The organism is Streptococcus sp. 20925_1_44 (genome assembly GCF_041432435.1).
Lineage (GTDB): Bacteria > Bacillota > Bacilli > Lactobacillales > Streptococcaceae > Streptococcus > Streptococcus infantis.
In genome coordinates this window covers 148662-173260 of record NZ_JAPVZQ010000003.1, presented here as the reverse complement: position 1 = coordinate 173260, position 24599 = coordinate 148662, and the positions used below count along the sequence as shown (strand labels likewise).

General features: G+C 41.2%; 23 protein-coding genes. 5 read left to right on the top strand and 18 right to left on the bottom strand.

The genetic code is table 11. The features are described 5' to 3' along the window. Positions 1-71: 71 nt before the first annotated feature. On the bottom strand, positions 72-1214 hold the full coding sequence (tgt, locus tag O3643_RS05160; protein ID WP_004250663.1) for a tRNA guanosine(34) transglycosylase Tgt: 1143 nt from the start codon (positions 1212-1214) through the stop codon (positions 72-74). Positions 1215-1330: 116 nt separating this feature from the next. On the opposite strand from tgt, the gene O3643_RS05155 reads away from it, so the two are divergent. Further along, positions 1331-2188 (top strand): DUF975 family protein, encoded by an 858-nt coding sequence (locus O3643_RS05155; RefSeq protein WP_371500318.1) that lies wholly within the window; start codon positions 1331-1333, stop codon positions 2186-2188. Between the two features lie 209 nt (positions 2189-2397). On the opposite strand, the gene O3643_RS05150 is transcribed toward O3643_RS05155, so the two are convergent. The 5 genes from O3643_RS05150 to O3643_RS05130 form a co-directional block, all read right to left on the bottom strand. Next, positions 2398-3603 carry a LysM peptidoglycan-binding domain-containing protein gene (locus O3643_RS05150; RefSeq protein WP_371500316.1) on the bottom strand — a complete coding sequence of 402 codons (1206 nt, stop codon included), beginning with the start codon at positions 3601-3603 and terminating at the stop codon, positions 2398-2400. A 166-nt stretch (positions 3604-3769) separates the two neighbouring features. Beyond that, a complete protein-coding gene (locus tag O3643_RS05145) occupies positions 3770-4384 on the bottom strand; it encodes an HAD family hydrolase (protein WP_371500314.1) in 615 nt (204 codons plus the stop codon). Between the two features lie 3 nt (positions 4385-4387). Beyond that, a complete protein-coding gene (locus O3643_RS05140; RefSeq protein ID WP_371500312.1) occupies positions 4388-5668 on the bottom strand; it encodes an MATE family efflux transporter in 1281 nt (426 codons plus the stop codon). A gap of 60 nt (positions 5669-5728) precedes the next feature. Further along, the gene (gene thrC, locus O3643_RS05135) at positions 5729-7213 is read right to left on the bottom strand and encodes a threonine synthase (RefSeq protein ID WP_371500310.1); all 1485 of its coding nucleotides are present in this window, start codon (positions 7211-7213) and stop codon (positions 5729-5731) included. Positions 7214-7287: 74 nt separating this feature from the next. Continuing rightward, entirely contained in the window at positions 7288-8565 is a 1278-nt protein-coding gene (locus O3643_RS05130) for a gamma-glutamylcysteine synthetase (protein ID WP_371500308.1), read from the bottom strand. Between the two features lie 318 nt (positions 8566-8883). On the opposite strand from O3643_RS05130, the gene O3643_RS05125 reads away from it, so the two are divergent. Genes O3643_RS05125 through O3643_RS05115 form a run of 3 tightly spaced genes read left to right on the top strand, consistent with a single transcriptional unit; the run spans position 8884 to position 11641 of the window. Further along, entirely contained in the window at positions 8884-9873 is a 990-nt protein-coding gene (locus O3643_RS05125; RefSeq protein ID WP_070678630.1) for a PTS sugar transporter subunit IIB, read from the top strand. Between the two features lie 29 nt (positions 9874-9902). Next, positions 9903-10715 carry a PTS mannose/fructose/sorbose transporter subunit IIC gene (locus O3643_RS05120; RefSeq protein WP_004250648.1) on the top strand — a complete coding sequence of 271 codons (813 nt, stop codon included), beginning with the start codon at positions 9903-9905 and terminating at the stop codon, positions 10713-10715. A gap of 14 nt (positions 10716-10729) precedes the next feature. Next, the gene (locus tag O3643_RS05115; protein WP_006149277.1) at positions 10730-11641 is read left to right on the top strand and encodes a PTS system mannose/fructose/sorbose family transporter subunit IID; all 912 of its coding nucleotides are present in this window, start codon (positions 10730-10732) and stop codon (positions 11639-11641) included. Positions 11642-11706: 65 nt separating this feature from the next. Here the strand turns inward: O3643_RS05115 and pepC are convergent, their stop codons facing one another. From pepC to leuS, 12 genes are all read right to left on the bottom strand, one after another. Further along, positions 11707-13041: an aminopeptidase C gene (gene pepC / locus O3643_RS05110; protein WP_371500305.1), complete on the bottom strand. Its 1335-nt coding sequence runs from the start codon at positions 13039-13041 to the stop codon at positions 11707-11709. Positions 13042-13148: 107 nt separating this feature from the next. Beyond that, complete coding sequence (locus O3643_RS05105; protein WP_371500303.1) at positions 13149-13871, bottom strand: pseudouridine synthase; 723 nt, start codon at positions 13869-13871, stop codon at positions 13149-13151. 66 nt (positions 13872-13937) lie between these two features. Next, positions 13938-14138, bottom strand: coding sequence for a hypothetical protein (locus O3643_RS05100; RefSeq protein WP_371500301.1), 201 nt, complete (start codon positions 14136-14138; stop codon positions 13938-13940). A 48-nt stretch (positions 14139-14186) separates the two neighbouring features. Then, positions 14187-14924, bottom strand: a complete 738-nt coding sequence (locus tag O3643_RS05095; RefSeq protein ID WP_371500299.1) for a PoNe immunity protein domain-containing protein — start codon at positions 14922-14924, stop codon at positions 14187-14189. Between the two features lie 103 nt (positions 14925-15027). Then, entirely contained in the window at positions 15028-15591 is a 564-nt protein-coding gene (locus O3643_RS05090) for a hypothetical protein (RefSeq protein WP_371500297.1), read from the bottom strand. 284 nt (positions 15592-15875) lie between these two features. Beyond that, positions 15876-16448 (bottom strand): nucleotidyltransferase family protein, encoded by a 573-nt coding sequence (locus O3643_RS05085; protein ID WP_371500295.1) that lies wholly within the window; start codon positions 16446-16448, stop codon positions 15876-15878. Further along, positions 16429-17427 carry a Holliday junction branch migration DNA helicase RuvB gene (gene ruvB / locus O3643_RS05080; RefSeq protein ID WP_006151318.1) on the bottom strand — a complete coding sequence of 333 codons (999 nt, stop codon included), beginning with the start codon at positions 17425-17427 and terminating at the stop codon, positions 16429-16431. Before ruvB ends, O3643_RS05085 begins: the two co-directional genes overlap by 20 nt. Positions 17428-17593: 166 nt before the next feature. Continuing rightward, positions 17594-18448 (bottom strand): ABC transporter permease, encoded by an 855-nt coding sequence (locus O3643_RS05075; RefSeq protein WP_371500292.1) that lies wholly within the window; start codon positions 18446-18448, stop codon positions 17594-17596. Next, a complete protein-coding gene (locus tag O3643_RS05070) occupies positions 18448-19311 on the bottom strand; it encodes an ABC transporter ATP-binding protein (RefSeq protein WP_371500290.1) in 864 nt (287 codons plus the stop codon). Before O3643_RS05070 ends, O3643_RS05075 begins: the two co-directional genes overlap by 1 nt. Positions 19312-19592: 281 nt before the next feature. Continuing rightward, a complete protein-coding gene (locus tag O3643_RS05065) occupies positions 19593-20009 on the bottom strand; it encodes a GNAT family N-acetyltransferase (protein WP_371500288.1) in 417 nt (138 codons plus the stop codon). An 11-nt stretch (positions 20010-20020) separates the two neighbouring features. Further along, positions 20021-20713, bottom strand: a complete 693-nt coding sequence (locus O3643_RS05060) for a GNAT family N-acetyltransferase (RefSeq protein ID WP_371500286.1) — start codon at positions 20711-20713, stop codon at positions 20021-20023. Between the two features lie 111 nt (positions 20714-20824). Next, positions 20825-23326 carry a leucine--tRNA ligase gene (gene leuS, locus O3643_RS05055; protein WP_371500284.1) on the bottom strand — a complete coding sequence of 834 codons (2502 nt, stop codon included), beginning with the start codon at positions 23324-23326 and terminating at the stop codon, positions 20825-20827. Between the two features lie 239 nt (positions 23327-23565). Between leuS and O3643_RS05050 the strand changes: the two genes are divergently transcribed. Then, the gene (locus O3643_RS05050; protein ID WP_371500282.1) at positions 23566-24582 is read left to right on the top strand and encodes an NAD(P)H-dependent glycerol-3-phosphate dehydrogenase; all 1017 of its coding nucleotides are present in this window, start codon (positions 23566-23568) and stop codon (positions 24580-24582) included. Positions 24583-24599: the final 17 nt, after the last annotated feature.

The window sequence follows — 24599 nt, the reverse complement described above, 5'->3', positions numbered from 1 at the left end:
TTTATTTTATCAAAAAAAACAGAAAAATCCTAAGATAAAACTTAGGATTTTTAGTGGATCTCAAGCTAAATTTAGAAATTTCGCCCTGACTTGTTATAACCATATTTTTCAACAAAATGTTCACGAAATTCCAGGAGATTATCATCCATGATAGCCTGGCGAACCTGCTTCATCAGATTGAGCAAGAAATACAGATTATGGTAACTTGTCAAGCGGATACCAAAGGTTTCATCAGCCTTAAGCAAATGGCGTAGATAAGCACGGGTATAATTCTTACATGTGTAGCAATCACACTCTGGATCAAGTGGTGTAAAGTCCTCCGCAAACTGAGCATTCTTGACTACCAAGCGACCTTGACTGGTCATACAAGTCCCGTTACGAGCGATACGAGTCGGCAAGACACAGTCAAACATATCGACGCCACGGATAACACCATCAATCAAGCTATCTGGCGCTCCTACTCCCATCAAGTAACGAGGTTTGTTCTCAGGAAGCAGTTGGGTCGTAAAGTCCAAAACTGCATTCATCTCTTCGTGTGTTTCTCCAACTGCTAGTCCTCCAATAGAGTAGCCTGGGAAGTCCATGCTAACAAGATCATGCGCCGATTGACGACGAAGATCTTCAAATCCTGCCCCCTGTACAATCCCAAATAGACCTTGATCATGCGGACGACGATGAGCCTTTAAACCACGCTCTGCCCAACGGCTAGTACGTTCAATCGATTTTTTTACATAATCATAAGGTTGATAAAATTGGGGACATTCGTCAAAGGACATCATGATGTCTGAGCCTAGATTGTTCTGGATAGAAATAGCCTTTTCAGGTGAAAGAAACATCTTAGAACCGTTGAGGTGATTCTTGAAGGTTACTCCTTCTTCTGTAATATTACGGCTATCCGCTAGAGAATACACTTGGAAGCCACCGCTATCTGTTAAAATCGGTTGATCCCAATTCATGAACTTGTGAAGACCTCCAGCACGGGCAATGAGTTCGTCCCCAGGGCGAAGCCACAAGTGATAGGTGTTGGATAGGATAATTCCTGACCCCATCTCTTTCAATTCTTCTGGCGACTGAGTCTTGACCGTTGCCTGAGTCCCTACTGGCATAAACATAGGCGTTGGGAAGGTCCCATGGGGGGTGATAATCTCACCCAAACGAGCTCCTGTGTGTTTTTCTTTTTTTATCAATCGATATTTGATTGGCGAATCTGACATTTTTTACCTCCGAAGCTGGGAAAGACAGTCCCAGTTCTTACTTTATACCCAAGGGCATACTGTATGATTCTATCAAAAAAAACAGGAACTGTCACGAACTATGGTATAATGAAAGAATGAAGTACCCAAAAATTAATTTAAAAGAAGTTCGCCAGCAGGCTAGACAATTTCAAGCCGAGCATCCTCGCTTGCTGCTTGTCTTTTTATTACCAAGTATTCTCTTGATTCTATCGAGCTTTATCAGACCTTTATCCCTACTTGATGAAGGCATTCTTGAACAGTCCTTCTTGAGTTTTCTAGGGATTACAATCCAGTCTGCTCTCTTTCCGATAGCCGTTGGATTTACAAGTTCCATCATCCTAGCTGGTGCTCTCTTTACCACGATTAATCTTTACAGAATTTCTGAGATAGAGCTGTCCTTTAAAGATAGCCTGTCCTTGCTTGACAACCGCTTCTTTACCCAGACATTTCTAACGCTCTTACTCAAGCGTTTCTACCTCTTTTTATGGAGCATTCCTAATCTTTTTGGAGTTTACTTGCTTTTTTATAGCAGTGCAATGGCTCGTAAATTCGTTGAACTTCATCCCGAGTTTCCATCTGTCGACGTGACCAATCCAGATATCGAACACTTCCTACTTACTTTCGCTCTCTATTTCTTTGGTAGCGTCCTAGTAATGATTTTAGGAACCATTATCTATCTGCCACAATATTATGCCTATTCCCAAGTTGAACTACTTTTATGTGACACCCTTGCAATCGGAATTGCCAAACCGAGCCGCGTGCTGCATACCAGCCGCTTTCTCATGAAAGGCTATAAGTTCCAACGCTTTGTACTTGATTTACAACTACTTCCTTGGTATATCCTTATCTGGACTAGCTTTGGAATTGCAAGTATCTCTATCTTCCCTTATATCTATAGTAGCCAAATCTTCTTCTATCAAAGGCTACTGGAAATCAAGCGGAGAAAAGTTTAAGATCAGTTATTAAAAACCAGCACCTTCATAGAAAGTGCTGCTTTTTTTATTTTAACCAGAACTACTCTCCAAAAATATAAAACAGTCTCCTCGTCATGTTTCTATAAGGCTTTTTATCTATATTTATGCCTGAATTTTTTCACTACCTAAGAATTCGAAATAGAAAAAAGAAGCGGAAACTGAATCAGTTCCCAACTTCTCATTCATTATTAATTCATTGATACGTGAACGTGGTCATAGTGGTTTTCTGTTACGCTACCACGATCTGGCATTGGATTCCAAGTGTAGGCTGGTCCGTATTTGCTATCGTATGGTGCGTAGAAACGTTGTTTCCAGATGATGTAGTTGATTCCACGGCTAGCCATATTTTGGATAGCATAATCTGCAATTTGATCACCGAGAGCTGAACTTACTGGAACCATGAAGTCAATAGCAAGACCTTTTCCGTGGTCACCTGGATCTCCTGGACGGTAACCACTAAATGATGTGATACCAAACAAGTTAGCTACTTCTTCTTTAAATGCAGCTGTTTGTGGTTGGAGACCTGCATTTTCAGATTTTGTTGCTGCAATAGTTGCATAATCAGGAGCCGCTGGCGCTGTATAAGTTGCCGATGCACCTTGGCTTGGTTCAGCTTGGTAAGTTGCTGGAGCTGATTGAGCTTCTGTTACAGCCTCAGTTGTTGCTTCTGTTGTAGTTGTTTCTTCAACTGTTGTAGTTGGTTCAGCGACCGTAGTTGTTTCTTCAACTGTTGTAGTTGTTTCAGCGACCGTAGTTGTTTCCTCAACTGTTGTAGTTGGTTCAGCAGCCGTAGTTGTTTCCTCAACTGTAGTTGTTGGTTCAGCGACCGTAGTTGTTTCTTCAACGACAGGTGCCACAGCTTCAGTTGTTGCTTCTGACGATACTGTAGTTTCTGCTACAGTTTCTGCTACAGCTTCAGTTGTTGCTTCTGTTGTAGTTGTCTCCTCAACAGTAGTCGTTGTTTCTTCAACTGGTTGTGTCAAATCTTCGACTTGAACAGTTTGTTCATCTACTGTTACTTGATTCGTTGTTAAATCTGCTGTTGCACTTGCTACATCAGAACCAACTTCTTGAGGTGTATAAACCTCAACCTCTGTTACTTCTTCATTTTCGTTAACAGTTGTAGTCAGTACAGTTTCTGGGAAAATCAAGTCAATATTTGTGATTTTGTTCAAGTTTGCAAGGACATTTAAGTCTACTCCCAAAGCCTCTGCAATCGTGCTTAGGGTATCTCCGTACTTAATTGTGTAACTTGTTTTATTTTCGCTTTTAGCAACATCGTTTTGAATTTGCTCAACTGAACGTGGTGACCATACAATTTCTTCTGCTTGAGTCGCCAAGGTAGGGGCAAGTGATAAAGCTACTGTTGATGCTAAAATAATTCGTTTCTTCATACTATTCAAACTCCTTTTCAAATGTAGTACCTTTCTATCATAACATAAAGAAAAAAGAAAAAAAGCCCTTTGGGGGCTATTTAATAAAACTGTCTAAGCTCTGTAACAAACCACATTAATTGAAATAGTTTGTATGAATTTTGTCACAAAGCTGACATATTCTCTTTCATAAAGAGAGAGAAGGAATATCCGCTAAACAAGAAATCTGATGATTGCAATCCACCGGAGTTCCAAGGAAATTGATACTCTGAATGCTACTACTCTGAGCAAACTCGATATCCAAAGTACGATCCCCTATATAAAAGGTGCGGTCTGGTTTTAAATGGTATTTGCTGATAAGGTAGGTCGCTGCTTCTGGACTTGGTTTACGAGCAAAACCGCTCTGGCTTGTCAAAATTTCTGTGAAATAAACATCCAATCCCAAATCTCGTAAAATAGTCAAGGCATTATCGCCTTTGTGGGTGTAAACAAATTGCTGAATTCCTTGCTTATTTGCCCAGGCTAAAACCTCACGGGCCCCCGGCATCAAGATGACCTGGGCATTCTTTTCGGCCAAGCTCTGAGCACGGACTTGATTGAGCCTATCAACATCCAAGCCTCTTTCTTCTGCCACTTGCACTAGTAAATCCTGGACAGAGTATTTCAAGATAAAAGCTTGAACTTTTTCCTTGTCAAAAGGAATGGAAAACTGTGCATAGGTCTCCTCAATTCCTGACAAAATAGCTTCATAGGAGTCCAATAAAGTCCCGTCTAAATCCCAAATAAAAGCAGTTTCTTGCATTTCTTATCCTTTCAATGTCATATAAGATTTGTAACGATAGCGTAGGAAAATCCAACGGAAACCATTATCCAAAAGCGTTCCTGCCCAGATACCAGGCAAACCCCATCCAAGAACAATTCCCATCAGGTAACCAGCTCCAATACGGATGCACCACATTCCAATACTTGTCGCATAAAAGGGAAGTCGGGCATTTCCCAAACCTTGCCAGACAGCTGTATAAATGACCGTTCCCGTTGTCATAGGAGTTCCTAAAAGTGAAAAAAGAGTCACTAAAACACTGGCCTCAATAGCCGCAGGATCGCTGGTGTAGAGATAGCTTAGTGGTGTCCCGAGAGCATAGATACTAAGTGTTAAAGGCAACATGAGAAAGAAAGACAAGCAAAAAGTTTGCTTACTTAGTCTGTCCACCCTTGCCCAATCATTCTCCCCAACTGCTCGAGCTACCTGCATGACTGTAGCCGTAGCGACACCGAAGGCAGGCATATAGTTGAACTGAGTCAAAACTTCACCGATAGCATTTCCCGCGACTGCCTCCGTCCCAAAGGAAACAACCAAGGCAATTATGACTACATCACCAGCCCTCATCATGAGACGTTCTCCCGCTGCAGGTAAAGCCAAGGTCAGCAGGTCTTTATCCAGTCCAAACGTCGGTCTCATATATGGAAGTTTTAATTGTGACCACAAAATTACAACCCCGATCAAACGAGACAAAATAGTCCCCCAAGCTACACCAGCTATCCCCATATCAAGGATAAAAATGGCGACACTTGAAAAAAGGATATTTAAAGCATTGGATAAAAAACTAACATAAAGCGGCAGTCGAGGATTGTGGGTAGCGCGAATCAAGGCTCCTAGACTAGTCATCAAGCCCAGGAGAACGATTGTCCCACCAACTAAAGATAGGTATAAGCCACCACTTTCAGCCACAGCCTGTTCAGTACCCAAAAGACCAATCATCTCTTGACCTGCAAAGATGGACAAACCCCCTAAAACTAAACTCAGTAGTAGGGTAATCTTAAGTGCTTCTGTCACATGGTAGGCTAGTCTAGATTGATCTTTCTGTCCCAAACTTTTGGAAATGACACTGGAAATAGCCGCTCCCAAAGCAATAAAAATCGCTTGGTAAATGGTTATAATATTGCCCGCTACAGACACACCCGAAATGGCGATTAAGCCCAGATGTGCCACCAGATAGCTATCCACCATCCCCATAAGCATCTGCAAGAAATTTTCACCCATGGCTGGCAGGGCTATGTTGAGAATCTCTTTATTTTTCTTAAACAATCCTTCCTCCTGATGAAAAGAAACTCAGTTAGTTTCCCAACCGAGTTTACTTCCTCTCTTTTAAAGTCCTAGATAAGATTCTACTGCTGCCTGCATATCTGCCGCTGCAACAGTTGTCTTGTGACGAACTGGAGCTGTTTCAAGGCCATCAACTGCTGGTGGCACTGCTACTCCTGAGATTTCATGTAATTGAGCCAAGGCCTCAAAGTCGCTCAAACCTGATTTCCCTGTTACAGCTTCTACTGCAACTACTGGGAATTTATATGGACTAGCTGTTGAAGCAATCACGGTCTTAGCCACATCGCCTGTCGTCGCTTGGTATTTTTTATATACGGCCGAAGCAACTGCTGTATGAGGGTCCTCAATATAAGCATCTGCCTCATAAACACGCTTGATTTCTGCTGCTGTTTCCGCTTCAGTCGCATACTCTGCTGCAAAGAGATCCAGAATCTCTGCATCAAAATCAGTCAACTCATACTGACCTTGGTTATTCAAAGCATTCATAAGTTCAGCTGTCTTAACCGCATCATTTCCCAAAAGATGGAAAATCAAGCGCTCCAAGTTTGAAGATACTAGGATATCCATCGATGGGCTAGTGGTTACCTTAAACTCACGCTTCTTGTCATAGACACGAGTTTTAAAGAAGTCTGTCAAGACATTGTTGTCATTTGAAGCACAGATTAGCTTGCCGACTGGTAGACCAATTTGTTTTGCGTAAAAGGCAGCCAAGATATTCCCAAAGTTTCCTGTCGGTACGGTGAAGTTTACTTTTTCACCAGCCTTAATCTCGCCAGTTTTAACAAGCTGAGCGTAGGCATAAACATAGTAGACAATCTGTGGTACCAAACGACCGATATTCATAGAGTTAGCTGATGAGAACTGGAGCTTGTTGGCTGCTAGTTTCTCACGAAGAGCCATATCATTGAACATATGTTTTACGTTTGTCTGAGCATCGTCAAAGTTTCCATCAATAGCGATAACATGGGTATTTTCGCCCGTTTGAGTGGTCATTTGCAATTCTTGTACCTTGCTGACACCGTCTTTTGGATAAAAGACGATAATTTCAGTACCTGGGACATCCGCGAATCCTGCCATAGCAGCTTTCCCAGTATCTCCAGATGTTGCTGTCAAGATGACAATCTTGTTTTCCAAGCCATGTTTCTTAGCTGCCGTTGTCATAAAGTATGGCAAGATGGACAAGGCCATATCTTTAAAGGCAATGGTTGAACCGTGGAAAAGTTCCAAGTTGTATTGGCCATCGAGTTTGACAAGAGGGGCAATTGCTGGTGTATCAAACTTGCTGTCATAGGCGTTGGTGATACAGTAGTCCAACTCTTCTGCTGTAAAGTCATCCAAGAAGGCTGACAAGACAAGCTTGGCTACTTCTTGGTAAGAAGCGTCTTTCAATGTTTCAAAATCCAAATCAACCTTTGGATAGCTAACTGGAGTAAACAAGCCTCCATCTGTTGCCAAGCCCTGCAAAATCGCTTGGCTGGCTGTTACTGTATTTTTCGCATCACGCGTTGATTGATAAACTAATGTCATAAATCTCTATCCTTTATCTATAGTCTCATTCATTATAACATGATTTTTCAGAAAATTCTTCCGTTATAAGAAAATTATACGTCCAATTCTTCTTTCAAAGGTTCTAAATAAGTCGTTTCACTCTGACCTCTCATCTCAAGTCCTTGCTCTGCTATCGCTAGCAAGTCTTTGGAGAACTGGACTATCCCAGCTGTTTCTTCATCTGTGAGGTGTTTTTTAGAAAATTGTCTTCTCAAAGACTTGTAGTCACGACCAAAACTTTCAAAGAAAGGAGCTGTTTCTAGGTAAGTTTCAAGCTTATCAAGATTCACCAACAAACCTAGATGAAAGGCTGCTGAAGCAAAGGTGCGGTCTAGCGGCTGTGTACAAACACTCCGAAATTCGACCGTTCCTCGAGTTGTTAAATCTTGGAATTGATAGCTACGGTGCGTTTGGAAATCCTTCTCTTGAGGGGCAAGTAGAGTCTCTTTCCCATTTAGAGTATAAGCAGGAATCTCATCAGTAGCTAGGTAATCTCTGGCTCGAATCGGAGAAAAATAATAGGTTTCTCCATCTCGTTCTGCTGTGAAAATCGCAGAATGGTCTAAATAATCAAAGAAATCATCCTCATTTTGAAATAGTTTTGAATTGACACCAACATTCTCTGGATAAATCCCATGCATAGAGTCTTCCCAAAAAATATCTCGTGAAATCTGGGTGTCCCAGTCCGCTCCAGAAAACTCAGAATTGGCAAACAGGTAAGCTTTGGCTGCCTCTATCTGTGTGAAAGCATTGATGACACGTAGGTAGTTATCGGTCGAAACATCCAACTGGACTTGACTCCCGCAGATGAAGGCTCCGTATTGCGGAAAGTCATGTAAATGCGCACTTTCTTGGTGACTCCCCATACTCAGATAATCCATCAGCATCTGATAGCGTGGATAAGCCACAGGTCGGTTGTCATTTTGATTCCAATTTGGGTGAATCCCCCAACCCTGGATAGCATGATTCTTTTCGCCTAGCTTTTCTTGGATTACCTTCATATAGGCCTGAAAACGTCCTTCAACCTCTTGGATATTCTGAGCCCTACCAAAGGCAAACTCCAAGGTTGTATAAGAAACTTCAAACAAAATCCGATCTTGACTCATCGGTTCTACAAGTTGAATCGGATTGCCCTCCTGGTCTACCTTTTCAACTTTCAGACTGAGAGCATCCACCAAAAAGCGCAACAAATCCTTGCTGACTTCAATATCTGTAGGTTGGCCTTTCGTATGAACGATCGGAAACTCCAACTCAATACCGATGTAGAGATCTGGATTTTCTTTGATATTTTTTAAATAGCGGTCTTTTAATAACTGAATTGAAGGGGACATACATACCTCTCACTCTAAATTCTCATACTAGAAAATGAATTACTCTCTATTATACCAAAAATCAGAGATAATCTTGTCGAAAACAAACTTTTTACAAAATAAGAGCAGATTTGGAATTTATATTAAATTTTACATGTTTGCTTTTAAAACCTCTTCTAAAAATGTTGATATAACAATATCTTTAAAAATCATTACTCCTATAATTTTTGTATAATTTAATTTAATTTGTTGATTTTTTATGAAAACGGTTTATACTTAGTTAGTCTTAAAGTTTTCTTAAACTACAAGTCAAACATTTTATAAGGAGGAATGACAATAATGAGTATCGGAATCATTATTGCGAGTCACGGTGAATTTGCCGCGGGTATTCATCAGTCAGGATCTATGATCTTTGGTGAACAAGAAAAGGTTCAAGTTGTAACCTTTATGCCAAACGAAGGTCCAGATGATTTATACGCAAAATTCAACAATGCTGTGGCTGCATTTGACGCAGAAGATGAGGTTCTAGTCTTGGCTGACCTTTGGAGTGGTTCTCCATTTAACCAAGCTAGCCGCGTAATGGGAGAAAATCCTGAGCGTAAATTTGCCATCATCACAGGACTTAACTTGCCGATGTTAATCCAAGCCTACACCGAACGCCTGATGGACGCTAATGCCGGAGTGGCTAAAGTTGCTGCGAACATCATTAAAGAAGCTAAGGATGGCATCAAGGCTCTTCCAGAAGAGCTAAACCCAGCTGAGGAAGTTGCAACTGCTGCAGCTGCTCCAGTAGCCCAAGCTGCTATTCCAGAAGGAACTGTTATCGGAGACGGAAAATTGAAAATCAACCTTGCACGTCTTGACACACGTCTCCTTCACGGGCAAGTCGCAACTGCTTGGACACCAGATTCAAAAGCAGACCGTATCATCGTTGCTTCAGATAACGTTGCTAAAGATGACCTTCGTAAAGAATTGATCAAACAAGCAGCTCCAAACGGAGTGAAGGCTAACGTTGTTCCAATCCAAAAATTGATTGAGGTTGCAAAAGACCCTCGTTTTGGTAACACACACGCCCTTATCTTGTTTGAAACACCACAAGATGCCCTCCGTGCTATCGAAGGCGGTGTACCAATCAAGACTCTTAACGTAGGATCTATGGCTCACTCAACTGGTAAAACAATGGTCAACAACGTATTGTCAATGGACAAAGACGACGTTGCTACATTTGAAAAAATGCGTGACCTTGGTGTTGAATTTGACGTACGTAAAGTACCAAACGACACGAAAAAAGATTTGTTTGACTTGATTAGCAAAGCTAACGTTCAATAATTTACATTAAATAGAAAAGGAATAAAACCATGTCAGATATTTCAATCATTTCTGCTATCTTGGTTGTAGTTGTTGCCTTCTTCGCAGGTCTTGAAGGTATCCTCGACCAATTCCAATTCCATCAACCAATCGTAGCATGTACCCTTATCGGGCTTGTAACTGGTAACCTCGAAGCTGGGGTTATGCTTGGTGGATCACTTCAAATGATCGCTCTTGGTTGGGCAAACATCGGAGCTGCCGTAGCTCCTGACGCGGCTCTTGCTTCTGTTGCTGCTGCAATCATCATGATTAAAGGTGGTAACTTTACTACTGAAGGTATCGCAGTCGCAACTGCAACTGCAATCCCTCTTGCCGTAGCTGGACTTTTCTTGACTATGATTGTTCGTACAATCTCAGTTGGTTTGGTTCACACTGCTGACGCTGCTGCTAAAGAAGGAAACATTGCAGCTGTTGAACGCGCTCACTACTTTGCCCTTGTTCTTCAAGGTCTTCGTATCGCGATTCCTGCAGCCTTCCTTATTGCTATCCCTGCTTCTGCTGTTCAAGATGCTCTTAAATTAATGCCAGACTGGTTGAACGGTGGTATGGCTGTCGGTGGTGCCATGGTCGTTGCCGTTGGTTACGCTTTGGTTATCAACATGATGGCTACTCGTGAAGTATGGCCATTCTTTGCTATCGGTTTTGCTCTTGCAGCAATTTCTCAATTGACTTTGATTGCCCTTGGTGTCATCGGTGTTGCCCTTGCCTTCATCTACCTCAACCTTTCTAAACAAGGTGGAAACGGTGGCGGAGGAGCTGCAACTTCTAACGATCCAATCGGTGATATCCTAGAAGACTACTAGAAAGGGGAACAATCATGGCTGAAAAAATTCAATTATCAAAATCAGATCGCCAAAAAGTTTGGTGGCGTTCACAATTCCTTCAAGGTTCATGGAACTACGAACGTATGCAAAACTTGGGTTGGGCTTACTCTTTGATCCCAGCTATCAAGAAACTTTACACTAAAAAAGAAGACCAAGCTGCTGCTCTTGAGCGCCACCTTGAGTTCTTCAACACTCACCCATACGTAGCTGCTCCAATCATGGGGGTTACTCTTGCACTTGAAGAAGAACGCGCTAACGGTACTGAAATCGATGACGCTGCTATCCAAGGTGTTAAAATCGGTATGATGGGACCTCTTGCTGGTATCGGTGACCCAGTCTTCTGGTTTACAGTTCGTCCGATCCTTGGTGCCCTTGGTGCATCACTTGCTGCAACTGGTAATATCGTTGGACCACTTCTCTTCTTCTTTGGATGGAATGCAATCCGTATGTCTTTCCTATGGTACACACAAGAGTTTGGTTACAAGGCTGGATCTGAAATCACTAAAGACATGTCAGGTGGTATCTTGAAAGACATCACTAAAGGAGCTTCTATCCTTGGTATGTTTATCCTTGCCGTTCTTGTACAACGTTGGGTATCCATCAACTTCACTATCAACCTTCCAGGTAAACAATTATCAGAAGGTGCCTACATCAACTTCCCAGAAGGTGCTGTTACAGGTGGAGAATTGAAGGGTATTCTTGGCCAAGCACTTAGTGGTATGAGCTTGGATAGCGTTCAACCACAAACGCTTCAAGGTCAGTTGAACTCATTGATTCCAGGATTGATGGGACTTCTCCTTACTTTCCTTTGCATGTGGTTGCTTAAGAAAAAAGTATCTCCAATCACAATCATCCTTGCCCTCTTTGCAGTTGGTATCGCAGCTCGTTTCTTCGGTATCATGTAATCTCGGCGAGAATGTACAAACAAAAAAAGAATCAGGTTTATCATCTGATTCTTTTTTATTTTCAATTATTCTGCCAAGGCACCCATTGGATCCCATGGAGCAAGTACGATTGGTTCTGCTTCATAGGCAGCTTGTTCTTCTGCTGTCAGCAATTCTTTGCGAACAACGATTTGATAAGTGTATTCGTCCATCCAAGCGTCTGAGGCAACAAAGTAACCATCTGTACCGACCTTGTCTCCCCAAGAGTTTTCAACCTTCCACTTGGTTGATTTGCCATTTTCATCCAAATCAACACCTGTCAAGACCATAGCGTGGGTCATCAAGCTTTCGCTGTAATCTAAACGTCCAGCCTTGTCTTGGGTGAGTTTAATGTCCATGCTTGATTCAAAGTCATAAACATCTGTCGCAAGAATCCCTGCTTTACGGTTACTGAGCTGACCAACATCTGAACCAAACCAAACAGTTTCTCCTGTCTGCATTTGAGCAATGGCCAGTTCTTTCAAGCGTTCCATCGGTACGTTGATGTAGCGAACTGCACGACTACCAACAACATTTCCCAACATCTCAACTGTGTAAGATTTACCGTAAGGTTTATCAGCAGTTGGAGCATTGATCACAGAAACATAGTCTTCTAGTGGAAGGTCAACGTATTTCTTGTAAAATTCTTGTGGCGTGATGCCTTTTTCGCTTTGGTAGTTGTCATCCTTATCGCGATAAGCAAAGTCAAATTGACGTGGTGGGAGACCTAGTGACATGGCAAGGAAATTAAAGATTTCTTGCAAGAGGTCTTCTTTCTTGGCTTGAACATTCGCTTGGTCAGCGCCAGAAGCCAAGAGGTCACGCAAGATTTGAGCATCTTGACGAAGCAATTTGTTAAGGATGGCATTGAGCTCACGGCTGCTACTAGATGAAACAGACTCTGGATAAACAGACTTAGGAACGACACCGTATTTCTCAAAGAGAGAAACTACCATATCCCACTGACCACCATCTTGTTGTGGAGTTTGGAGTAGGAAGCTAACCTTGCGGCTTGTCAATTCTTGGTCAGCTGTCGCAATGACTTGCTCCAAGAACCAGTTAGATTTTTCATACTTGTCCCAGAAGAAGGTGTGGGCTTGTGATAACTCAAAGTTTTCAAGTTTGTATTGAGAGATGAGTTTGTGGCGGAAAGTATTAAGTGCCGCAAACATCCAGCAACGACCAGATGCTTTCTGGTTAGTGACCTTGTCCTTAGTCAAGTCAAGTGAGAAAACAGGTGTGTTATCTACATGGCTTTGGCGACGCTCTAGGGCTGCAAAAATTCCATTGTGACTAGCTGCATTTTCGATAGCTTGGTATTTTACATTTGCTTCATAGTTGGCAAATAATTTATCTGTAAATGATTCTTGAATCGCGTTCATAAAATCCTCCTTTTTTCTTACTGTCTATTATAACGCTTTTCACAAAGGAAGCAACCAAAAACTGAAAAAGGTAGGGATATTTCCCCTACCTTTTCCGATTATCCAGTTTATTGAACACTCTCAAGCAAAGCTTCTAGTTCTTCCTTGCTTAAGCGACGCCATTCCCCACGTTTCAAATCCTCATCCAAGGTCAAAGTTCCCATGGTTAAACGTTGCAAGTCCACAACTTCCATACCACAGTAGGCCACCATCCGTTTGACCTGGTGGAATTTCCCTTCTGCAATGGTCACTCGGACCAGACTTTCTTCCTTTTCCGTATCAATAGACACAAGATCTAGCTTGGCAGGCTGACAGGTGAAGTCCTTGAGCGGTATTCCTTGCGCAAATGTCTCAATATCTTCATCCGTCATGATTCCATCGACTTGCGCAAGATAGGTTTTATCCACATGGCGTTTAGGTGAAAGAAGGGCATGAGCCAGTTTGCCATCATTGGTCAAGAGCAAGAGTCCATGCGTATCGATATCCAAGCGCCCTACTGGGAAAACTTCCTTGGCACGTGCATAGTCATCCAACAAGTCCAAGACAGTCTTGTGTTTAGGATCTTCAGTCGCTGAGATAACACCCTGGGGCTTGTTCATCATATAGTAGACAAACTCTTCGTACTCTAATTTTTTACCGTCAAAACAAATTTCGTCCGTATCTTCATTGATTTGTAGCTTTGCAGATTTTTCTTTCTTGCCATTGACCATCACGCGCCCTGACTTGAGAAAGTTTTTAACCTCAGTCCGACTCCCGACAGCACAGGCAACTAAAAATTTATCTAATCTCATAGGGCTATTATAACACAAAAAGAGAGCGGTTTTCGCTCTCTTTTTCTCGTATTTGCTTTCCCGGATTTATTTTTTAATCATACTTTCTATTCCTTTGAAAAGAATTTCTGATATAGCTTCTGGATAACCTTCATAGCCATTCTGTTCTGAAAAGGCATCGATGATATTTCTAATTTGACCATCTAAGATAATGGTTACTGCAGGAACGAGTTCATCTGAACCTTCTTTTTTGAACATTTCTTGCATAATTGATACTTTGCTACTCATATTTACTCCAATCTTTTTTTAAATTTAATCAATAACACTCTACGAGACTTATTCTTCCGTCTCACCATCCGCAACCAAATCATAAGGGAAATACGGAACACCTTCCAATTCCTTGTAATCCAAGTCCTTAAGCTTGCAGAGAGCGCCAGATTCAAAGGACCAATACCCATAATAATTATCAATATTCTCTTTATGCAGGTCATACCAACCTGTATCCCTATGTCCTGAATACCATTTCTTAGTTACATATTCTTTGAGCAGTTTGAGGGCCTGTTCAGCATTCTCTTCTTCAATAATTTTCCGAGTAAAGCCATAGGGTCTTGGAAAATTATAGTTTATCCGAATCGTCCACTCTGGATGACGAGACTGGATAAGGTAATCGATCAAATAGTCCTCTGGATCATCTTTCCTTACCAAATCTACCAATTTATCAAAAGTCGTTTCATCAACCTCTAACAAAATACCAATGGAAAGAGCCCAGAGCATTGCATCATATCCTGAATTACTATACCAAATAGGGAGAAGGCTATCGACATATTTAAGGTACTCTTCTTTGAATCTCTCAATAGAATAACCTGCAGTGTAGGTGGCTATCATTTTCTTTTCTTGATAAATAGAAATATCTTCTCTAGTTAGTCTAATAACTTCTTCAATTGGACGTTTATAGGGATTAATTCCTTGGTTAAGTTGGTCTAACTCTTGTAACCATTCCTTAATCATCATTTCATTAAATTTAATGAGTTCATTAATTTTTTCTTCAATAAAAATAGTATCTCTTTTCATCATATCTCCTTTGAGGACTTATACTATCTGAATCATATCTAGTTTTAACCCATCCTATATTTTCGCGTCTTCCGCAACCAAATCATATGGAAAATACGGAAGGTCTTTATTCGTTAATCGTTAACCAAATTAGTTTTTTAATCACTTTATTCCGTCTATGTACATTATTGACCACACAGATGTAAAGAATGAACAAAAGAACAGAATAAATCAGCAATCCTAAAAACTTTGCATAGACCAGGTAAACTATCAAGGAACCCATCAAACTGACACTACTAATAATATTAAATACGAAAGCAAGAGTTCCATTTTTCTTTGCTATTTCTAAAAATTCTGTGTACTCAATATCTGTAAACAATGCAGGATATAAGTCCAAGTCTTTGTCATAATAGTCAACTACAAATTTCCCTATGAGCAAGGAAAGACAGGAACATAGAATGAAACTAGAATATTTGATAGTAGGTATATCAAAAATGGTTAAACCATTCAGCAATCTAATAATGGGGAGAGATAGCAAAGTGAGTCCAAGAGTATAGTAATGGTGATTCTTAGATGTTCTTTCGAGAATGGAAAAGTAAAGTTTCTTTTCTTTTAAGTCATAATAGACTATTTTATTTTTAAACAATCCTAGATTAACTAGTTTCCTATTGTTTTTCATTCTTTTAGTCATTGTTCAACATCTCTTTCTCAAACCACTGGACTTCAATTTACTCTAATCTCAGAAAATCTCTAGCTCACTTCTTATACTAGAGAAATCTTTGACCTTTGTCAACATTTCTCCAGTGTTTGCCCTTGTTTAGAACTATCCTTATCTCAAGTTCACAACAAAAAAAGCCGCCTGATTGGGCGACTTAATTTTTTTATAGGGAGATTATTATGAAAAAGTTTTAGGAGTATAAGTTAAGTTCTTCTTAACTTATGAGATAAGTATACAGCTCCTATCTTAAAGTTTCCTTAAGTATTTTTAAATGTGAGATTTTTCCATTTTACTTGCCAGTTTTTCTTAGATAAACGCTGTTGATAAAGCTTCATCCGGTCGTCATTTTCTAAAAAATGGGGAGTTGGAGAAACCTGAAAATTCAAAATATCCTCTAAACCATAAGGAGCAAAGAGCTCTAAAGTTGCGTCAGCATGCAAGCGAAGTCCTATCGCCGTACAACGTTCGGGATATTTACTCATAGCGTCACAGGAATTCACATACGGTTCCGTATGGGGACTATGCTGATGCATATAGGCTTGATTTTTTAATTCCCATTTGTACTGGGGAAAATCATCTCTCAGCTTGCTCTCTAGAGCTAGCGTTTCTTCGTAACTCACATCTGGGTCAAAGAAAATCACATCCACATCTGTTTCACGGTCAAATGCTGGCTTATCTGACAAGAAATTCCAGATAAAATTTCGGATCGAACCAGCTGCCAACCAGGAATCTTTCAACCCCAAGTCACGGATGATGGTCAGAATAGCCATCATATCAGGATTTTCTCTGAAAGAGTCTAAGATTTCAGTCTTATTTTTCAATGTATTCATATCCCAAATGCTCATAAGCCTTAGCTGTCGCGACCCGTCCTGAACGAGTTCGCATGATAAAGCCTTTCTGGATCAGGTAAGGTTCATACATATCCTCTACCGTCTCACGCTCTTCAGCAATATTTACCGAAAGTGTTCCTAAACCGACAGGACCGCCACCGTACATTTCAATCATGGTGCGGAGAATTTTCTGGTCTACATAGTCCAAACCTTCATGGTCTACATCCAGCATAGTTAAAGCCTTATCCGTAATCACATCATCAATCAAGCCATCGCCCATAATCTGCGCAAAGTCACGCACGCGCTTGAGAAGACGATTAGCAATACGAGGAGTTCCACGACTACGTAAAGCTAACTCCGAAGCAGCTTCATGAGTGATTTCCATCTCAAAGATATCTGCCGTCCGCTCGACAATCTCTGTCAAGTCGTCATGGGTATAGTATTCCATGTGACCAGTGATCCCAAAACGTGCACGAAGAGGATTTGAGAGCATCCCTGCTCGTGTCGTCGCACCAATCAAGGTAAAAGGAGGCAAGTCTAGATGAACACTACGGCTAGCTTCCCCTGCACCAATCATGATGTCGATGTAGAAATCTTCCATTGCACTATAAAGCACCTCTTCCACCGACATGGGCAAGCGATGAATTTCATCAATAAAGAGCACATCTCCTGGCTCCAAGTCATTCAAAATCGCTACCAAATCACCGGCTTTTTCGATAACGGGACCAGACGTTTGCTTGAGATTGACTCCCAATTCATTGGCAATGACAAAAGCCATGGTTGTTTTCCCGAGACCTGGAGGGCCAAACAAAAGAACATGGTCCAGCGCCTCATCACGCATTTTAGCTGCTTCAATAAAGATTTGAAGCTGATCCTTGACCTTGTCTTGTCCGATATATTCACGTAAATATTGGGGACGGAGGGTACGTTCTACCAACTCCTCATCGCCCATGATTTCATTATCTAAAATTCTACTCATGTTCCTATTATAGCAAAAATCCAGCCCACAAACAAAAAAGCCACCTGATTGGGTGGCTTCTTTAGGGAGATTATTATGAAAAAGAAAAGTTTAGGATTTCTATTAAATAAAGTTAGGAGGTCTTTATTTAATATCCATATGATACAAGAGAAGACTTAAAGTTAGCTTAACCTATAAATTTTATTTTTTTGCTAGAGATTTTAACTACTACCAGCCAAAGCAGAAAAGTTAGGAGGCAGATACTCACCACTATTAAGTATGTTTCTTCCTTTGTTAAAAGGTTCTGCCAATTAAGCCGGATTCCTAATTTTTCTTGAAACTCTTCTAATAAGCTACTATTCCCCATAAATGTAGTTTCTAATTGCTCCTTCATTAAGACCTGTCTATAGAGAGAAGCAAGATAGGTAGCCGGTGTGCACTTCATGAGAACTTGAGCGAAGTTAGGAAGAATTCCCATTGGTACATAAGTTCCTACTAAAAATCCTGAAGCTGTACCTACAATTGTAGCCAATTTACCCAGACTATCTACTGACTGGAAATGATAAATCAAGAGTACATTTACCAATGTTGAAAGGAGACTACTTAGCAGCATGATTAAACTTATTTCAAATAGCTTACTCATAGCTGGAATTTCTTGAAAATAAAGGCTCATAACAATAAGCATAAAGGCTTGCATAACAAAGGAAATAATAAGACTACTAATAAGATAAGACAGTTGCAAGCCCCAGCTCCCTAAATCTGTCAAAAAGAGATCCTGATCCACTTGATTTTCACGGTCTTGTACCATCTGGGTCAAAGCTGTAAAACTGGTTGTAATCCCAGTCACAGCCAAGGTTCCACCCATCAGCCAGTTATTTAAAAGGCTCTTATTATCAGGAAGTTGGGACCAGGCATCCATCAAATTTTTCTGCAAAAAAAAGATATAGAGTAGAAAGGAAATCAAAGCTCCCAGTAATGAGAAAAAGACTCCTGAACGATTACGAAAATACATCAAAAAATCACGTTTTAATAAGGCTAACATTAGCGCACCTCTCTTCCTGTAAGGGTTATGAAGGCATCATCCATAGTTCCTGGACGAAATTCAAAGCTAGCAATCTTCTCACGAACTTGGGTCAAATAATCAATAGCTTCCAATTGGCTCTTAGGATAAAGACTATACTCAAACTCATTTTCCTTTTCCACAGGCATATTTTTAGGTAAGAATTTCTCCACCTGCTTGTCTTTAAAACAAATTTTTAAAAGATTGGAAGCGTACTCACTTTTAATTTCAGCAGCAGAACCTTGGGCAATAACCTTTCCATGATCTATAATATAAAGTTGATCTGCCTCATCTGCTTCATCCAGATAATGAGTCGTTAAGATAATAGTCATCCCTTCATCTCTTTGTAGACGATACAATAAATCCCAAATGGATTTGCGAGTCTGAATATCTAGTCCAGTCGTAGGCTCATCTAGAAATAAAATATCGGGATTGGATAGGAGAGCCCGAGCAATGTCAACTCGACGTTTCTGTCCTCCTGATAAAGTTCCATAAAGTTGTTTCTGAAAAGCAGTCAACCCTAGTTGATTGATTAAATCTTCCACACGACCACCTTTAATCCCCTTATACTGCTGGGCACGAATGGCTAGGTTTTCTTTGACCGTCAACTTTTCATCCAATACACTTGCTTGAAAAACAACTCCAATCCTAGTATTGGGCGCATAGATGATTTGACCATTAGTTGCTCGTTTAAGTCCGATTAACATTGAAATCGTGGTCGATTTACCAGCCCCATTAGGTCCTAAGATTGCGTTAAAACTTCCTTTTTTAAACTCTAAATTTATATCTTTTACTGCTGTATGGTCTCCATAGTTCTTAGTGAGGCCTTTTGCTTGTAAAATCATATTTCCTTCCTCCTTTTTACACCTTCAGTTTAACAAAAAGGAAAAAGAAAAAATATAGTTTGGTGCTATGTGGTCGAAATGGATGATTATGTGGTCAATTCTACCTTAAAACTTCTGCATTTGAACATAAAAAAAGCCACCTGATTTGGTGGCTTCTTTAGGGAGATTATTATGAAAAAGAAAAGTTTAGGATTTCTATTAAATAAAGTTAGGAGGTCTTTACTTAATGATTACATGATACATGAGTAAACTTAAAGTTAACTTAAGATAAAAAAATTATTTTATTTTTTTCGATCCACCCAAATCATTCCTATACAATCATAAGTAGATAAGGTTTCAAAACCCAGAGAACGATAGAATCCCAAGGTTTTTTCTGTCTGATCGGTCACTAGTTGGACTTGATAGGCATCTTTGAAGTCACCTAAAGCCTCTTTCATCAAGTTGCTACCAATCCCTTGGCGCTGATAGCTAGGCAAAACGATCAAATCCTGGACAAAAATCGATGAAAAACCATCTCCGACCAAACGGACCAAGCCCACCACGGCATCACCATCAAATGCCAGATAAATCGCTAATGAGTGAGACAAGGCTTTCTCTAACATCTGAGGTTGATGTGTATAATTTGTCCATCCAACTGCCTGATAGAGATGCAAAACATCCTCTAACTTAACAATTTCTTGCTTTTTAATAGTGATCATGTCAACACCTCTTAAAGTTCTCTCAAGCTCTTGCACTGTCGTCCATTTTTATCAAAATTTTCAGGAGCCAACCATGTTTCTAAACGAGCTTTGACTTGAGGCCAGTCCTTATCAATCATAGACAACCAATCCGTATCTCTCGTACGCCCCTTATAAACAACTGCCTGGCGGAAAGTTCCTTCATAGACAAAGCCCAAACGTTCTGCTGCTTTTCTAGATGGAAGATTGAGGGCGTCGCACTTCCACTCATAGCGGCGATAGTTGAGTTCTTCAAAAACATAACGAGCTAGCAAATAGTGAGCTTCTGTTCCCAACCTGGTCTGTTTGAGAGCCGGAGAAAAGGTCACCGCGCCAACTTCAATGGTGCGATTGGCTTGGTCAATACGCATGAGCGAAAAAGTCCCCAGTGCTTTACCAGTCGCTTTATCGATAATTGCGTAGTAAAAGCGATCCTTTCGCTCAATCATCTGCTTTAAAGCGACGATTAATTCTTCGAGATTTTCTACTGGTGGTTGAAAGAGATAGGTCCACATGTCACGAGGACTATCTGGGCCATAGACAGCTAATAAATCCTCTGCATGCTTTTCCACCGATAGAGCTTCTATAATCGTATATCGCCCTTCTATCCGTACAAGTGAAGGCAAAACTCCAGGTGTATCATCTACAGGTTCACCAATCATCTGACCGTATTCATTTACTGGCATAGCTTTCTCCTTGTCTTCCACTTATAAGTCTAAAGATGTGAATAGTATATCACATCTCACAGGTAATCTACAAAAAATCCTCCAGAACTTAGCTCTGAAGGACTTTTAAATTTATTTCGTTACGATATTTACAAGCTTATTAGGTACACTAATCACTTTCACGATTTCTTTGCCGTCAATCTCTGCTTTGACTTTTTCATCAGAGAGAGCAACTTCTTGCAATTCTTCGCGAGAAAGGTCTTTGGCTACCATGAGTTTGGCACGGACTTTTCCTTTGATTTGGACGACGATTTCAATTTCATCTTCAACCAATTTGCTTTCGTCCCATGTTGGCCAAGCTACATAAGAGATAGACTCGCCTGTTGCTGCGACTGTTTGCCAGAGCTCTTCTGCCAAATGAGGCGCAAATGGGGCAATCAATTGGATAAAGCCTTTGGCGTAGTCTACATAGAGTTTGTCTTCCTTGTTAGCTGCGTTGACAAAGACCATGAGTTGGGCAATGGCTGTGTTGAACTTCATAGACTCGATTTGCTCTGTGACAGCTTTAACGGTTTCGTTATAAACCTTGTCTAGAGCACCATTGTTTTCCGCAATGATTTCTTTACTTGTAATCAAACGGTACACACGGTCGAGGAACTTACGACTTCCTTCTAGACCTTCTTCTGACCAAGCGATGGAAGCATCGAGTGGTCCCATGAACATTTCATAGACACGAAGGGTATCAGCACCATATTGTTCCACCACATCGTCTGGGTTCACCACGTTCTTGAGGGATTTAGACATCTTAGCTGGTGCTTGCTCCAATTCTTCCCCTGTTTCCACATGGAAGAAGGAACCGTCACGTTTTTCAACCTTGTCAGTCGCCACAAGAGCACCGCGATGGTCACGGTAGCTTGTTCCCAAAATCATTCCTTGGTTAAAGAGTTTTTGGAATGGTTCTTTGGTTGGAACGACACCGATATCATAGAGGAATTTATGCCAGAAACGAGCGTAAAGTAAGTGGAGAACGGCGTGTTCTGCACCACCCACGTAGATATCGACTGGCAACCATTGTTTGAGTAGATCCTCATCAGCCAATTTCTCAGTGTTATGTGGATCGATATAGCGGAGGTAGTACCAGCTTGAACCTGCCCATTGTGGCATAGTGTTAGTTTCACGACGACCTTTGACACCATCTTCACGAGTCACTTCCAGCCAGTCGGTCAAGTTAGCTAATGGGCTTTCGCCAGTACCTGAAGGACGGATATCCTTGGTTACTGGCAGTACAAGTGGCAATTCACTTTCTGGAACGGCTGTTGAAGTCCCGTCTTCCCAATGAATGATTGGGATTGGTTCACCCCAGTAACGTTGACGGCTAAAGAGCCAGTCACGGAGACGGTAAGTCACCTTTTCTTGACCACAACCTTTTTCTTCCAACCAAGCCACGATTTTAGCAATCGCATCTTCTTTGTTGAGTCCATCTAGGAAGTCTGAATTGACGTGAAGACCATCTTCTGTGTAGGCAGCTTCTGCTACGTTTCCACCTTCCAACACTTCTACGATTGGAAGGCCAAACTGTTTAGCAAATTCCCAGTCACGTTGGTCATGGGCAGGTACAGCCATAACAGCACCTGTTCCGTAACTAGAAAGAACATAGTCGGCAATCCAGATTGGAATTTCTTTGCCATTTACAGGGTTGATGGCATAAGCACCAGTCCAAACCCCTGTTTTTTCCTTGGCAAGGTCTGTACGAGCCAAGTCTGATTTAAGACTAGCTTGGTGTTTGTATTCAGCAACAGCCTCAGCTTGTTCCGCACTTACGATAGCATCTACTAGTTCATGCTCAGGCGCCAAAACAGTGAAGGTCGCACCAAAAAGGGTATCTGGACGAGTGGTAAAGACGGTGAATTCCTTGTCTGTTCCTTTGACTTTGAAGGTGACATTGGCACCAGTTGATTTCCCAATCCAGTTGCGTTGCATGTCCTTGATAGACTCTGGCCAATCAAGGTCATCCAAGTCATTGAGCAAGCGTTCTGCATAAGCTGTGATTTTAAGCATCCATTGGCGCATTGGTTTGCGGACAACTGGATAGCCACCACGCTCAGATGTTCCATCTGGAAGAACTTCTTCGTTGGCGATGGCTGTTCCCAATTCTTCAACCCAGTTTACTGGCACTTCAGCTTCATAAGCCAAGCCTTTTTCGTAAAGCTTAGTAAAAATCCATTGCGTCCATTTGTAGTAGTTTGGGTCTGTAGTATTGACTTCACGATCCCAGTCGTAAGAGAATCCAAGCGCATTGATTTGGCGTTTGAAGTTGGCAATGTTTTCCGCTGTGAATTCTGCTGGGTCATTCCCTGTATCCATAGCATATTGCTCTGCAGGCAAACCAAAAGCATCCCACCCCATTGGGTGAAGGACGTTGTAGCCTTGGGCACGTTTGAAACGACTGAGGATATCGGTCGCTGTATAGCCTTCTGGGTGCCCTACGTGCAGACCTGCTCCAGATGGATAAGGGAACATGTCCAATGCATAAAACTTCGGTTTTGATGCATCTGTTCCTGTCTTAAAGGTGTGATGGTCAGCCCAGTGTTTTTGCCACTTAGGCTCGATTTCTTTATGATTGTAAAAACTCATGCTGTCTCTCCAATTTTCGTGATGCTCCTATTATACCATTTTTAAGGAAAATATTGTTTCTCTTTTCGTCATTTTTATCGTTTTGACCTTTAAATACTAGATATTTATACTGATAGTTTCTCAAATTTCTCCAATTTATATAATTTCCTATTCAAACAATTCTTAATAAATAATATTAATGCAAGTTAGTGCTTTTTATGGTAGAATATAGGAAAGTGCTTTCTCAGAAGGAGGGAAAAATGAACAAACAAACCATCGCTGTTTTAGGGCCTGGTTCTTGGGGTACTGCTCTGTCACAAGTTTTAAATGACAATGGACATGAAGTACGTATCTGGGGAAATATTCCTGACCAAATTGACGAAATCAATACACAACATACCAACAAACGCTATTTTAAGGATACTGTATTAGACGAAAAGATTGTTGCCTATCATGATTTGGCAGAAGTCTTGAAGGGCGTTGACGCTGTCTTGTTCGTAGTTCCAACTAAGGTGACAAGATTGGTAGCTCAACAGGTAGCTGCTGTTTTGGATCATAAAGTGGTTATTATGCATGCTTCAAAAGGTCTCGAGCCAAATAGTCACAAACGTCTTTCAACCATTCTTGAAGAAGAAATCCCTGAAGAGTTCCGCAGTGAAATTGTGGTTGTATCTGGTCCTAGTCACGCAGAAGAAACAATTGTCCGCGACATCACCTTGATTACTGCTGCTTCTAAAGATTTACAAACAGCTCAGTATGTTCAAGCACTCTTTAGCAACCACTACTTCCGTCTTTATACCAATACAGATGTGATTGGAGTGGAAACAGCTGGTGCTCTTAAAAATATCATTGCTGTTGGTGCAGGGGCCCTCCATGGACTTGGCTTTGGTGATAATGCTAAAGCAGCTATTATCACGCGCGGGCTTGCGGAAATCACTCGTCTAGGAGTCAAGCTTGGAGCAAATCCACTGACTTATAGCGGACTTTCAGGTGTTGGGGATTTAATCGTTACAGGAACCTCTGTCCACTCACGTAACTGGCGAGCAGGCGATGCTCTTGGGCGTGGTGAAGCCTTGGCAGATATCGAAGCCAACATGGGAATGGTCATCGAAGGAATTTCAACTACCAAAGCTGCTTACGAATTGGCGCAAGAGCTTGGAGTCTATATGCCTATTACCCAGGCTATTTACCAAGTTATTTATGAAAATGTTAATATTAAGGATGCTGTTTCTGAACTCATGAGTAACGAGTTCAAGGCAGAAAACGAGTGGTCTTAATCACCGTTAGAAAGGAT

Bases quoted from the DNA above. Each gene is read 5' to 3' on its own strand.
- tgt (WP_004250663.1), bottom strand. From the start codon at position 1,214: ATGTCAGATTCGCCAATCAAATATCGATTGATAAAAAAAGAAAAACAC.
- O3643_RS05155 (WP_371500318.1), top strand. From the start codon at position 1,331: ATGAAGTACCCAAAAATTAATTTAAAAGAAGTTCGCCAGCAGGCTAGA.
- O3643_RS05150 (WP_371500316.1), bottom strand. From the start codon at position 3,603: ATGAAGAAACGAATTATTTTAGCATCAACAGTAGCTTTATCACTTGCC.
- O3643_RS05145 (WP_371500314.1), bottom strand. From the start codon at position 4,384: ATGCAAGAAACTGCTTTTATTTGGGATTTAGACGGGACTTTATTGGAC.
- thrC (WP_371500310.1), bottom strand. From the start codon at position 7,213: ATGACATTAGTTTATCAATCAACGCGTGATGCGAAAAATACAGTAACA.
- O3643_RS05130 (WP_371500308.1), bottom strand. From the start codon at position 8,565: ATGTCCCCTTCAATTCAGTTATTAAAAGACCGCTATTTAAAAAATATC.
- O3643_RS05125 (WP_070678630.1), top strand. From the start codon at position 8,884: ATGAGTATCGGAATCATTATTGCGAGTCACGGTGAATTTGCCGCGGGT.
- O3643_RS05120 (WP_004250648.1), top strand. From the start codon at position 9,903: ATGTCAGATATTTCAATCATTTCTGCTATCTTGGTTGTAGTTGTTGCC.
- O3643_RS05115 (WP_006149277.1), top strand. From the start codon at position 10,730: ATGGCTGAAAAAATTCAATTATCAAAATCAGATCGCCAAAAAGTTTGG.
- pepC (WP_371500305.1), bottom strand. From the start codon at position 13,041: ATGAACGCGATTCAAGAATCATTTACAGATAAATTATTTGCCAACTAT.
- O3643_RS05105 (WP_371500303.1), bottom strand. From the start codon at position 13,871: ATGAGATTAGATAAATTTTTAGTTGCCTGTGCTGTCGGGAGTCGGACT.
- O3643_RS05100 (WP_371500301.1), bottom strand. From the start codon at position 14,138: ATGAGTAGCAAAGTATCAATTATGCAAGAAATGTTCAAAAAAGAAGGT.
- O3643_RS05095 (WP_371500299.1), bottom strand. From the start codon at position 14,924: ATGATGAAAAGAGATACTATTTTTATTGAAGAAAAAATTAATGAACTC.
- O3643_RS05090 (WP_371500297.1), bottom strand. From the start codon at position 15,591: ATGACTAAAAGAATGAAAAACAATAGGAAACTAGTTAATCTAGGATTG.
- O3643_RS05085 (WP_371500295.1), bottom strand. From the start codon at position 16,448: ATGAATACATTGAAAAATAAGACTGAAATCTTAGACTCTTTCAGAGAA.
- ruvB (WP_006151318.1), bottom strand. From the start codon at position 17,427: ATGAGTAGAATTTTAGATAATGAAATCATGGGCGATGAGGAGTTGGTA.
- O3643_RS05075 (WP_371500292.1), bottom strand. From the start codon at position 18,448: ATGTTAGCCTTATTAAAACGTGATTTTTTGATGTATTTTCGTAATCGT.
- O3643_RS05070 (WP_371500290.1), bottom strand. From the start codon at position 19,311: ATGATTTTACAAGCAAAAGGCCTCACTAAGAACTATGGAGACCATACA.
- O3643_RS05065 (WP_371500288.1), bottom strand. From the start codon at position 20,009: ATGATCACTATTAAAAAGCAAGAAATTGTTAAGTTAGAGGATGTTTTG.
- O3643_RS05060 (WP_371500286.1), bottom strand. From the start codon at position 20,713: ATGCCAGTAAATGAATACGGTCAGATGATTGGTGAACCTGTAGATGAT.
- leuS (WP_371500284.1), bottom strand. From the start codon at position 23,326: ATGAGTTTTTACAATCATAAAGAAATCGAGCCTAAGTGGCAAAAACAC.
- O3643_RS05050 (WP_371500282.1), top strand. From the start codon at position 23,566: ATGAACAAACAAACCATCGCTGTTTTAGGGCCTGGTTCTTGGGGTACT.